The sequence below is a fragment of the Herbaspirillum autotrophicum genome, from assembly GCF_001189915.1.
GTDB classification, from domain to species: Bacteria; Pseudomonadota; Gammaproteobacteria; order Burkholderiales; family Burkholderiaceae_D; genus Herbaspirillum; species Herbaspirillum autotrophicum.
The window spans coordinates 137,272-148,000 of record NZ_LFLS01000012.1 but is presented as its reverse complement, the minus strand read 5'-3'; the positions used below and the strand labels follow the sequence as shown (position 1 = coordinate 148,000).

Sequence of the window (10,729 nt, the reverse complement as noted above, 5' to 3'; positions counted from 1 at the left end):
CGGAGCAGGTTCGTCGCGAACCGCTATGCAGACAAGTAAAGCGCGAGCAACGGCACCAGATTGAACAGGATGATGCTGAGTTTGTAGTAAATGATGCCGGCCAGATTGATGGCATCAAAAGTCGCCACCGAGAGCTGGAACCAGCGCGTATGGAGGCGGTACATCCAATGGTGGGCCCAAATGAAAATGCCGGCCCAGAGCAGCAGCAGGGCATAGTTGATCAACACGCACCACAGCAGAACTTCCCTGATCGCAGCGATTGTCATGGCACCCCTCACGGTATTGTGTTTGCGGACAGACGACAGCATTGCAGCAGATAGCATACACGCTGGCGGCGGCCGGCAAGCGCCAATCTGAAGTGGCGGGTTTGGACACCGCGCCGCCGGCCGCACAGGCGCTGTCGGCAGTGAATGGTATATTCAGTCCGTTGCTGATTTGCTGACCGGAAACCGGGCACGCGCGGGACGCCGTGCTCTCTTCTTCAAGGGGATCATATGGGACTGGCTGTTGCTCATGCGCGCGAACTGGCGCGCCGGCGGAAATCTGTTCATTCACTGACATGTACTTGCGGCAGTACCGTCTGCCAGGTGTTGCACCAACGCGTGATGGCGGATATGTCGCGGCGCATGGTATTGGGTGGTCTGGCGGCGATGATGACGCCATTCGCGCTGGCGCAGGCGGTCAGTGAAACCGGCAGCCAGAGCGGGCAGCCTCAGCGGCCGCTGCTGCTGACCAATCTGCGGTTGTTCGACGGTTCCGGCCAGGCGGTGCGCCGTGGCGTGCAGGTACTGGTGCAAGGCCAGGTGATTGCGGCATTGCCGGCGGCGGCAGAAAAAATCGAGGGCGCGCAAGTTATCGATTGTCAGGACAAGCTGGTCATGCCGGGACTGATCGATGTCCACTGGCACGCCATGCTGGCGGCGATTGCACAAACCACGGCGATGACTGCCGATCTCGGTTATCTGTATCTGGCGGCGGCACAGGAGGCACAGCGCACGCTGATGCGGGGGTTCACCTCGGTGCGCGATGCCGGCGGGCCGGTGTTCGCGCTCAAGCGCGCGATTGACGAAGGCATGGTGAGCGGACCGCGCATCTATCCCAGCGGCGCCATGATTTCACAGACTTCCGGCCACGGCGACTTCCGCCTGCGCAGCGAGATTCCGCGTGCCACCAACGGCCCGCTGAGTCTGGTCGAGAGCACCGGCGTGGCGATGATCGCCGATGGCGAAAACGAAGTGCTGCGCCGGGTGCGCGAACAATTGATGCTGGGTGCATCGCAGATCAAGATGCTGGCCGGCGGCGGCGTTGCTTCGCTCTATGATCCGCTCGACAGCATACAGTTTTCGGAGCGCGAACTGCGCGCCGGTGTTGAGGCTGCCGCCGATTGGAACACCTATGTGATGGCCCACGTGTACACCCCGAAAGGCATCCAGCGCGCGATCAAGGCCGGCGTCAAGAGTATCGAACATGGTCAGCTGGCGGACGAGGAAAGCGTACGCATGATGCGGGATGAGGGTGTCTGGTGGAGCCTGCAGCCGTTTCTGCAAGATGAGGACAGCAACGTTTACCCCGATGCAGCACGGCGCGCGAGCCAGCAGCAGGTGAGTCAGGGCACCGTCAAGGCGTATGAGATGGCGCAGAAGTACGGCATCAAGACCGGCTGGGGCACCGACATTTTATTCAATCCGAAAAACACCGTGACGCAAGGCCGGCAACTGGCCAAGCTGACACGCTTTTACGACCCGTTGACGTTGCTGGCTCAGGCCACCGGCCGCAATGGCGAACTGCTGGCGCTGGCGGGGCAACGCAATCCGTATCCGCGCGCGCTGGGACGAATTGCCCCCGGCGCCTTTGCCGACCTGTTGGTGGCCGACGGCGATCCTGCCAGCTCACTGGATTTCGTGGCCGACCCCGAACGCAATCTGCGCCTGATCATGAAGGATGGGAAAGTGTACAAAAACACGCTGTGAGATGGGGTCTGAAAGCGGCCGCTGGCTGCGGACAGATGTTGCAGCGGCGGCAGGTAATGACTGTTGATGCGCTGATTGCGGCAGCGATGACGCCGGAAATGACATTTCCGAATGAGCGTCGCCGCTGCCGTGTGCAATCGGGTTGACAGCTCCTAGCGCTTGACCAGTGTCCACACGCCTTTATCATTCTGGCAGTAAGGCACCTTGGAATTCTGGGTCACGCCCTTGGCCGTGAGTTCCAGAATGACGATCGCGCACGGCGGTTTGTTATCGGTAAAGTGAGGCGTGATCTTGGCGGCAGGACCTTGCGGCTTGCCTGAGCTCCATTCGGCTGTCTGCCCATTCGCTCCTGCCTCAAGGGAACTCTTGATGGCGTCGGTCAACGACTTGATCTGCGTCTTGTTCAGCGATGTCAGGGGAGTGTTGGCGAGAAAGCCCAAATTGCTTTGTGCCGCTGCCGTCAGCGGACTGGCTGCAGCGGCAAGCGCCAGCGACAGCAGGCTTGCACGCAACACAACGGAAAATTTCGGGGCATTTCGTTTGATCATATTATTGACTCCCATATATTGGCAAAAATGGCATTGCAACCGGGCCCGGTTCTGCCTGACAGTGCGTATTGCTGCATGCCGGCAGGGCTGACCTGATACACAACGTGAAGGTATATTACACGAACCGGGCCGGCGACCATGGCCAGATGCATCGCTGTCGCTTGCCTGTTTTCATGCGGCGTCGTGTAAGCAGCCATATTCCGTATTAGACTTGCCAGACAATTGACTATGCCACGGCGCTTTTGCCGGCGGCAACGTTGCCGATATCAACAGGAAAATCATGTCAGAGATAAAGATCAAACGTATAGCAGTGGTCGGCGCCGGCACCATTGGCGCCAGTTGGGCAGCCTATTTTCTGGCGCGCGGTTTCGATGTCGCCGTGACCGATCCGGCACCGAATGCGGAAGCCTTCGTGCGTGATTTCATTGCCAATGCCTGGCCCGACCTGGAGCGACTGGGACTGGCCGCAGGCGCGTCACCGGCGCGCATGCAGTTCTTCAGCGATGCCGATGCGGCGCTGGCCGGTGCCGACTTTGTGCAGGAAAGCGGACCCGAACGGCTGGCGCACAAGCAGGAATTGTTTGCGCACATGGATGCCATTCTGCCGCCGCATGTGATCATCGCATCGAGTTCTTCAGGGTTGGTGATGAGTGAAGTGCAACGCGACTGTCGTCATCCGGAACGTTGCCTGATCGGACATCCGTTCAATCCGCCGCATCTGTTGCCGCTGGTGGAAGTGGTCGGCGGCGGCAAGACCGGGGCCGATCAGATTGCCCAGGCCATGGATTTTTATCGCAGCATCGGCAAGTATGCGATTCATATCCGCAAGGAAGTCACCGGCCATGTGGCCAACCGCCTGCAGGCTGCGGTGTGGCGTGAAGCCGCGTATCTGGCCGCCGAAGGTGTTGCCAGCGTGGCCGACATCGATGCCGCGGTGGCCTACGGGCCGGGCTTGCGCTGGGCCCTGATGGGACCATCGCTGACGTTCCATCTGGCCGGCGGCGCCGGTGGCATGCAGCACTTCCTCGATCATTTAGGCGGTCCGGTGCAAAGCTGGTGGGATGCGCTCGGTGCGCCGCAGTTGGACGACAAGCTCAAGCAAGTGATTCTGGAAGGGACGCTGGCCGAAGCCGGCAGTGCCTCGATTCCGGAATTGTCGCGCGAGCGCGATCAGCTGTTGCTGGAATTGCTGGCGCTGGTCGCCAGGAAACAGCATCTGCAATAAACCAGAGCGGCATGCCGGCCACGCGTCCGGCATGCAGTCGAATCATCTGCCGGCAGTCAGGCTTCAGTCAAACTTCATTCACTCTTCAGTTGTTCTTCATCGATTCTTCACTGAATCTTCAGTCGCCGCCACGCCAATTCCCTTTCCGCAATCGCGCGCCTGATCCGGGGTTTTCTGTCTTCATGAGAACTTAATCTTAGCCTCAGATTATCTTCATTTCGCTCGTCGATACTTCGAGTCCAGCCGGTGCACACCTGTGTCGCCGCAGCGCTTTCTCAATTCGGACAGGACTCGATCATGAATAAAATTCTGCTTTCAAACCGTGCGCACGGCGGACGTCGTCTGCCTGCGCATTTGCATGCATTACGCGTCACCACCGCTGCATTGCTGGCCGCTGGCACATTGATTTGCCTGCCGGCGCAAGCCGCGGAAGAAGCCGAGGGCAATACCCTGCGCCTGGGCGCCGGCGTCGGCCTGACCTCGCGTTATTCGGGCTCGGATGAAAATGTGGTGGGGCCGGTGCTCGGTATCGACTATCAGATGCAGAACGGTTTCTATGCCAGCACCACGCGCGGCATCGGCTGGGGCAGCAAGACCGGTGACTTGCAATACAGCCTGGCAGTCGGCTATCGTGGCGAGCGCAAGGAAAAGAAGGAAAGCACATTCACCGGCAACAGCGGCAGCGACAAGCTCAAGGGCATGGGCGATATCAAGGGGTCGTTTACCGCCATGCTCAGCACCAGCTACACCCTCACCAAATGGCTGAGCTTGTCGGCGATGGTGGAAACGCCGTTGTCGCAGCGCACCAACGGTACCGCGATCCATCTCGGTGCTGCCGGCACGCTGTATGAAACCAAGGCTGACACGCTGTCGCTGGGCGTGACGGCCAGCATCGGTGACAGCAAGTATCTGCAAACCTATTACGGCGTGACGGCGGTGCAATCGGGTAATTCCGGGTTTGCTGCATACAAGCCCAAGTCGGGTTTGTATGCGGTCAGCACGGAACTGAGCTGGGTCCATCAGTTAGACAAAAACTGGAGCGTGACCAGCCTGGTCGGCGCGGTCGGTCTGACCGGCGATGCCAGCAAGAGTCCGATTGTCAAACGCAAAGTGTCGCCCAACGCGGCGATCTTTGTCAGCTACAGCTATTGAAATGGATCGGCATGAAGCAGCCGGAGAATGGGCTACAAGCGGTGATCCTGTGCAGTGTCGTGTTGCTGTTGACGGCATGCGCGGCAGCGGTGCCATCGCAACCGCCATCGGCCACGCCCGGCGTGGTCGATGCCTGGCAGGCGCCGCTGCCGCATAACGGCCGTATCAGCGATCTCACGCAATGGTGGCAGCAACAGGGGGATGCCTTGTTGCCGCAATTGATTGCAGCAGCGCAGGAGGTCAGCCCCGATCTGGCGGCGGCCCGCGTGCGCATTGCACAGGCGCGGGCTACCGGCGTTGCCGCCGGTGCCGCACTGGGACCGGCGTTGCAGGCGACCGGCAATGTCACGCGTGAATCGGCACGGCAGGTCGGCCGTGCCGGCGGCCAGTTGGCGACCGTATCGCAGGCAGCGCTGGAAGCCTCATGGGAAATCGATGTATTCGGTGGTCGCCGCGCCGAGCGCGATGCGGCGCAGGAACGCCTGCTCGGCACGCGCACGCAATGGCATGCGGCACGGGTCTCGGTGGCGGCGGAAGTGGCGGGCCGCTATTACCACTGGCGCAGTTGCCGCGAACTGCTGGCAGTGGCCGCAGCCGATGATGAGTCGCGCCGCACCACTGCCGGTTTGACGGCGCGACTGGTGGACGTCGGCATGCAAGCGCCGGCGGCAGCCGCATTGGCCAACGCCGCATCGGCGCAGTCGGCGGCACGCGAGCGGCAGCAATGGGCGCAGTGTGAAAGCGATATCAAGGCACTGGTGGTGCTGACGGCCATCGAAGAAACCGGATTGCGGCAGCGACTGGCGGCGCAACCGGCGGTGGCGCCTGACATGGCGGCCTTGAGCGTGGCCGCCGTGCCTTCGATTCCGGCCGAGCTGTTGCGGCAGCGTCCGGATATCTATGCCGCTGAACGGGAAGTCGCGGCGACCGCCGCCGATATCGACAGTACCCGCTTGCGGCGCTATCCGCGGCTGACGCTGAAAGGGTCGATTGCCGCTGCCAACAGTCGCACTGGCAATGCCGGCAACAATTTCACCACCTGGTCGCTCGGTCCGCTGGAATTGTCGGTGCCGCTGTATGACGGCGGTGCGCATACGGCAACGGTGCGGGTGGCGGAGTTGCAATATCAGGAAGCCGTGGTGGCGTATCAGGCCAAGGTGCGGACCGCAGTCGGTGAAGTGGAAACCGCCTTGCTCAATCTCGACAGTAGTACCTGGCAGGGACGCGACGCCGAACTGGCCGTCGATGGTTACCGGCAATCGTTGCAGGCCAGCGAAGCCAGCTACCGCAGCGGCATGATCAGTCTGATGGCATTGCATGAAGCGCGCCGCGAATTGCTGACGGCGGAAAACGAACTGGTGGCGTGGCGGCAGCAGCGGCGGCAAGCCTGGCTGGCCTTGTATCGCGCGGTCGGCGGCGGCTGGCGCGGTGCGGATGACGCCGTGCAGAACGATGCCGCCGAGCCGCTACACATCATCAAACAGGCGGGCGTTTGAGCCTGTCGGGAGAAACATTGCAATGACGAACAATATAGCCATGCCGGCATCGTCCGGCGTGAAGACATGGATCACGCGCTGGCGCTGGTTGTTGCTGGCGGCGGTATTGCTTGCCGCTGCCGCACTGTGGCTGGCGCTGCATGGCGCACAGGCGGAATCAGCCAGCCCGGCCAAGGCGGTGATGACCGTCACCATGGTGCGCCCGCAGCGCGATAATCTGGCGCTGGAAATCGATGCCAATGGCAGTGTCGCCGCCTGGCAGGAAACCGTCATCGGGTCCGAAGCCAATGGCTTGCGGCTGGCGCAGGTCGAAGTCAATGTCGGTGATCAGGTCCGCGCCGGGCAGTTGCTGGCGCGCTTTGCCGATGACACGGTGCAGGCCGAGATGGCGCAGGCGCGCGCCAATCTGTTGGAAGCGCAGGCGGCTGCTACCGAAGCTGAAGCCAATGGCCGCCGGGTTCGCGAACTGGGCGGCAGCGGTGCCTTGAGTTCGCAGCAGATCAGCCAATATCTGGGCGCCGAGCAAACCGCTGCGGCGCGCGTGGCAGCGGCCCGTGCCGGCGTGCAAACGCAAGAGCTGCGCTGGCGTCAGACCCGTGTGCTGGCGCCCGACAGCGGCATGATTTCGGCGCGTAGTGCAACGGTCGGCGCGGTCACCTTGTCCGGCGCCGAGCTGTTTCGCATGATCCGTCAGGGGCGGCTGGAATGGCGTGGCCAGGTCAATCAGGATGAACTGGCGCAGATCAAGCCGGGCATGACGGTCAAGGTGCGCGGCATCAATGGCGAGATCGTCACCGGCAGCGTCCGTACCGGCGCGCCGACGCTCGATCCGCAGACCCGCAGTGCACTGGTATATGTGGACTTGCCGGTCACCGCAGCCACCACGGCGGCCTTGAAAGCCGGCATGTTTGCCGCCGGCCGTTTTGAACTCGGCAACAGCATGGCGGTGACCTTGCCGCAGCAAGCCATCGTGTTGCGCGACGGTTTCAGTTATGTATTTCATGTCGGCGCCGATTTGCGCGTCAATCAATACAAGGTAGCGACCGGCCGCCGTCTCGGCCAGCGCATCGAAATCCTCAGCAGTCTGCCGGAGCATGCCGCCATCGCGGCGCAGGGCGCGGCCTTCCTGCAACACGGCGATCTGGTGCGGATCGCGCCGACGGCCACGGCGACCTCGTCAAGCTTGCCGGCCCAGGCGGTGCAACGGCTGCTGTTGTCGGATGTGCATGGCATGCGGGGGCCGCGATGAATATTTCCGCATGGTCTATCCGTAATCCGATTCCGACCGCCATGCTGTTCGTGTTGCTGACCATCGGCGGCTTGCTGTCATTGCGGGCCATGAAGATTCAGAATTTCCCGGATATCGATTTTCCTACCGTGACGGTGACGGTGAGTTTGCCCGGCGCAGCGCCGGAGCAACTGGAAACCGACGTCGCCCGCAAACTGGAAAATTCGATTGCCACCGTATCGGGCCTGAAACATCTGAATACCAAAATCCGTGACGGCAGCGTGCTGATCAACGCCAGCTTCGTGCTCGAACGTTCGCTGCAACAGGCCACCGACGATGTGCGCTCGGCCGTGGCGCGTGTGCGCGGCGAGTTGCCGGCCGACATCCAGGAACCGATTGTGAGCAAGGAAGAACTGGCGAGTCAGGCGATTCTCGGTTATACGGTGGCGCAGCGCCAGCGTCCCGGCAGCGCGGCGCCGGCGATGGATCAGGAAGCCTTGTCATGGTTCGTCGATAACGAACTCAAACGCGCCTTGCTGGCGGTGCCGGGCGTCGGCGCGGTGACCCGGGTCGGCGGCGTCAGCCGCCAGGTGCAGGTGCAACTGGACCCGTTACGGCTACAGGCAATGGGGGTGACGGCGCTGGAGATATCGCGTCAGTTGCGTCAGATCCAGACCGAAAATGCCGGCGGCCGCACCGACCTTGGCGGTACCGAGCAGCCGTTGCGCATGTTGGCGACGGTACAAACCGCGCAGCAACTGGCGGCACTGGAATTGACGCTGGCCAATGGCCGTCAGCTCCGGCTGCGCGATGTCGCCACCGTCACCGATGGCGTTGCCGAGCCGCGCAGCAGTGCCTTGCTCAACGGGCGTGCGGTGGTGGGGTTTGAAATTTCCCGCAGTCGCGGCGCCGGCGAGATCGATGTTGGTCGTGGCGTCAGCAAAGTGCTGGCCGCTTTGCAAGCCGATACGCAGACAAAATCGACCGGGCTGGAATTCCACGAAACCTTCAATTTCGTGCAGGGCGTGCAGGAAGAATACGACGCCTCGATGCAATTGTTGTATGAGGGGGCGGTGCTGGCGGTACTGGTGGTGTGGCTGTTCCTGCGTGACTGGCGCGCCACGCTGGTGTCGGCGGTGGCATTGCCGATGTCGGTGATTCCGGCCTTTGTCGCGATGTATCTGCTGGGCTATTCGCTCAATGTGATTTCGATGCTGGCGCTGTCACTGGTGGTCGGCATTCTGGTCGATGATGCGATTGTCGAAGTGGAAAATATCGTGCGTCACCTGCGCATGGGCAAGACGGCGTATCAGGCGGCCATGGATGCCTCTGAAGAAATCGGACTGGCGGTGGTCGCCACCACCTTTACCCTGATTGCGGTGTTTTTGCCGACGGCGTTCATGAGCGGTATCGTCGGCCGCTTTTTCAAACAGTTCGGCTGGACCGCATCGATTGCCGTGTTTGCTTCGCTGGTGGTGGCGCGCATGTTGACGCCGATGATGGCGGCCTATCTGCTCAAACCGATTGTCGGCGAACATCGCGAACCGTTCTGGATGGCGCGCTATTTGCGCCTCGCAAGCTGGTGTATGCGGCATCGGCTGGCGACGATGGCGTCGTCGCTGGCATTTTTTGCCGGTTCGCTGGCCTTGATCCCCTTGTTGCCGACCGGATTCTTGCCGGCCGATGACATGTCGCTCACGCAAGTCACGCTGGAATTGCCGCCCGGCACCACGCTGGCGCAAACGCAGGCAGCCGCCGAGCAGGCGCGCCAGGCCTTGCGGCAATTGCCGGCGGTCACCAGCATCTACACCGTGGTCGGTGCGCAGACGGCGGGTGAGTCGAGTGCCGATGCCAATGTCGAAATCAACAAGGCGACCCTGACCCTGCGCTTGCAGGCACGCGGCGCACGGCCATCGCGTCAGGTACTGGAAAACCAGATGCGTGAGGTATTGCATGCGGCATTGCTGGCAGGCGTGCGGTACAAGGTCGGACTGGGCGGCTCGGGTGAAAAATATGTGCTGGTATTGTCGGCCGGTGATGCGATGTTGTTGCAGCAGGTGGCGCAAAACGTCAGCGCGGAATTGCGCCAGGTGCCCGGACTCGGGATGGTCACTTCCAGCGCCGGGGTGCCGCGCAATGAAGTGATTGCGCGCCCCGATTTTGCCCGTGCCGCCGATCTCGGCGTCACCAGCAGCGCCATCGGCGATACCTTGCGGGTGGCGACCATCGGCGATTACGACGTTGCCTTGCCCAAACTGAATCTGGCGCAGCGACAGGTGCCGGTGCTGGTCAAGCTGGACCCGGCCGCGCGCGCCAACTTGCAGACGCTGGAACAATTGGCGGTGCCCAGCGCCAGGCTCGGTACGGTGCCGCTGGGACAGGTGGCGACACTGGAAATGCAAAGCGGCGGCGCATTGATCGAACGATACAACCGGCAACGCAACATCAACCTGGAAATCGAATTGTCGGGCATGCCGCTGGGTGACGTGGCGCAGGTGTTGCGCACGCTGCCATCGATGCAGCATCTGCCGCCCGGCGTCAAAGTCAATACCAGCGGTGACGCCGAATCGATGGATGAATTGTTTGCCGGTTTCGGACTGGCGATGCTGATCGGCGTGTTGTGCATCTACGTGGTGCTGGTGTTGCTGTTCAAAGGCTTGCTGCATCCGCTGACAATTCTGGCTGCACTGCCATTGTCGTTCGGGGGCGCTTTTCTTGGCTTGCTGATGGCGCAACAGAGTTTTTCCATGCCATCGCTGATCGGCGTGGTGATGCTGATGGGTATCGCTACCAAGAATTCGATCTTGCTGGTGGAATACGCCATCGTGGCGCGCCGCGATCAGGGCTTGTCGCGGCGCCATGCCTTGCTGGCTGCGTGCCGCAAACGGGCGCAGCCGATTCTGATGACGTCGCTGGCGATGGGCGCAGGCATGTTGCCGATTGCGCTCGGCTGGAGCGCGGCGGATCCGAGCTTCCGATCGCCGATGGCGGTGGCCGTGATCGGCGGTTTGATTACGTCGACCTTGTTGAGCTTGCTGGTGATCGGGCCGGTGTTCAGTTACATGGAAGATGTCGGGAACTGGTGCCGGAAACTGGCGGGTCGCTGGTGA

At 61.9% G+C, this 10,729-nt stretch carries 8 protein-coding genes; 6 read left to right on the top strand and 2 right to left on the bottom strand.

Going from position 1 to position 10,729, the window contains the following annotated elements:
- Positions 1–23: 23 nt before the first annotated feature.
- Positions 24–266, bottom strand: coding sequence for a DUF6868 family protein (locus tag AKL27_RS11705; protein ID WP_050462999.1), 243 nt, complete (start codon positions 264–266; stop codon positions 24–26).
- A 228-nt stretch (positions 267–494) separates the two neighbouring features.
- Between AKL27_RS11705 and AKL27_RS11700 the strand changes: the two genes are divergently transcribed.
- Positions 495–1,970: a metal-dependent hydrolase family protein gene (locus AKL27_RS11700; RefSeq protein ID WP_050462998.1), complete on the top strand. Its 1,476-nt coding sequence runs from the start codon at positions 495–497 to the stop codon at positions 1,968–1,970.
- A 152-nt stretch (positions 1,971–2,122) separates the two neighbouring features.
- On the opposite strand, the gene AKL27_RS11695 is transcribed toward AKL27_RS11700, so the two are convergent.
- Positions 2,123–2,518 (bottom strand): hypothetical protein, encoded by a 396-nt coding sequence (locus AKL27_RS11695; RefSeq protein WP_050462997.1) that lies wholly within the window; start codon positions 2,516–2,518, stop codon positions 2,123–2,125.
- A 280-nt stretch (positions 2,519–2,798) separates the two neighbouring features.
- Here AKL27_RS11695 and AKL27_RS11685 point away from each other — a divergent pair, with 280 nt between their 5' ends.
- From AKL27_RS11685 to AKL27_RS11665, 5 genes are all read left to right on the top strand, one after another.
- Positions 2,799–3,743, top strand: a complete 945-nt coding sequence (locus AKL27_RS11685) for a 3-hydroxyacyl-CoA dehydrogenase NAD-binding domain-containing protein (protein ID WP_050462995.1) — start codon at positions 2,799–2,801, stop codon at positions 3,741–3,743.
- Positions 3,744–4,040: 297 nt separating this feature from the next.
- Positions 4,041–4,895, top strand: coding sequence for a MipA/OmpV family protein (locus AKL27_RS11680; protein ID WP_050462994.1), 855 nt, complete (start codon positions 4,041–4,043; stop codon positions 4,893–4,895).
- A gap of 11 nt (positions 4,896–4,906) precedes the next feature.
- On the top strand, positions 4,907–6,391 hold the full coding sequence (locus AKL27_RS11675) for an efflux transporter outer membrane subunit (RefSeq protein WP_050463011.1): 1,485 nt from the start codon (positions 4,907–4,909) through the stop codon (positions 6,389–6,391).
- Positions 6,392–6,413: 22 nt separating this feature from the next.
- Entirely contained in the window at positions 6,414–7,640 is a 1,227-nt protein-coding gene (locus AKL27_RS11670) for an efflux RND transporter periplasmic adaptor subunit (protein WP_232310974.1), read from the top strand.
- Positions 7,637–10,729: an efflux RND transporter permease subunit gene (locus tag AKL27_RS11665; RefSeq protein ID WP_050462992.1), complete on the top strand. Its 3,093-nt coding sequence runs from the start codon at positions 7,637–7,639 to the stop codon at positions 10,727–10,729. Before AKL27_RS11670 ends, AKL27_RS11665 begins: the two co-directional genes overlap by 4 nt.

Excerpts from the sequence above, each read along its gene's own strand:
- AKL27_RS11705 (WP_050462999.1), bottom strand. The coding sequence starts at position 266 with ATGACAATCGCTGCGATCAGGGAAGTTCTGCTGTGGTGCGTGTTGATC.
- AKL27_RS11700 (WP_050462998.1), top strand. The coding sequence starts at position 495 with ATGGGACTGGCTGTTGCTCATGCGCGCGAACTGGCGCGCCGGCGGAAA.
- AKL27_RS11695 (WP_050462997.1), bottom strand. The coding sequence starts at position 2,518 with ATGATCAAACGAAATGCCCCGAAATTTTCCGTTGTGTTGCGTGCAAGC.
- AKL27_RS11685 (WP_050462995.1), top strand. The coding sequence starts at position 2,799 with ATGTCAGAGATAAAGATCAAACGTATAGCAGTGGTCGGCGCCGGCACC.
- AKL27_RS11680 (WP_050462994.1), top strand. The coding sequence starts at position 4,041 with ATGAATAAAATTCTGCTTTCAAACCGTGCGCACGGCGGACGTCGTCTG.
- AKL27_RS11675 (WP_050463011.1), top strand. The coding sequence starts at position 4,907 with ATGAAGCAGCCGGAGAATGGGCTACAAGCGGTGATCCTGTGCAGTGTC.
- AKL27_RS11670 (WP_232310974.1), top strand. The coding sequence starts at position 6,414 with ATGACGAACAATATAGCCATGCCGGCATCGTCCGGCGTGAAGACATGG.
- AKL27_RS11665 (WP_050462992.1), top strand. The coding sequence starts at position 7,637 with ATGAATATTTCCGCATGGTCTATCCGTAATCCGATTCCGACCGCCATG.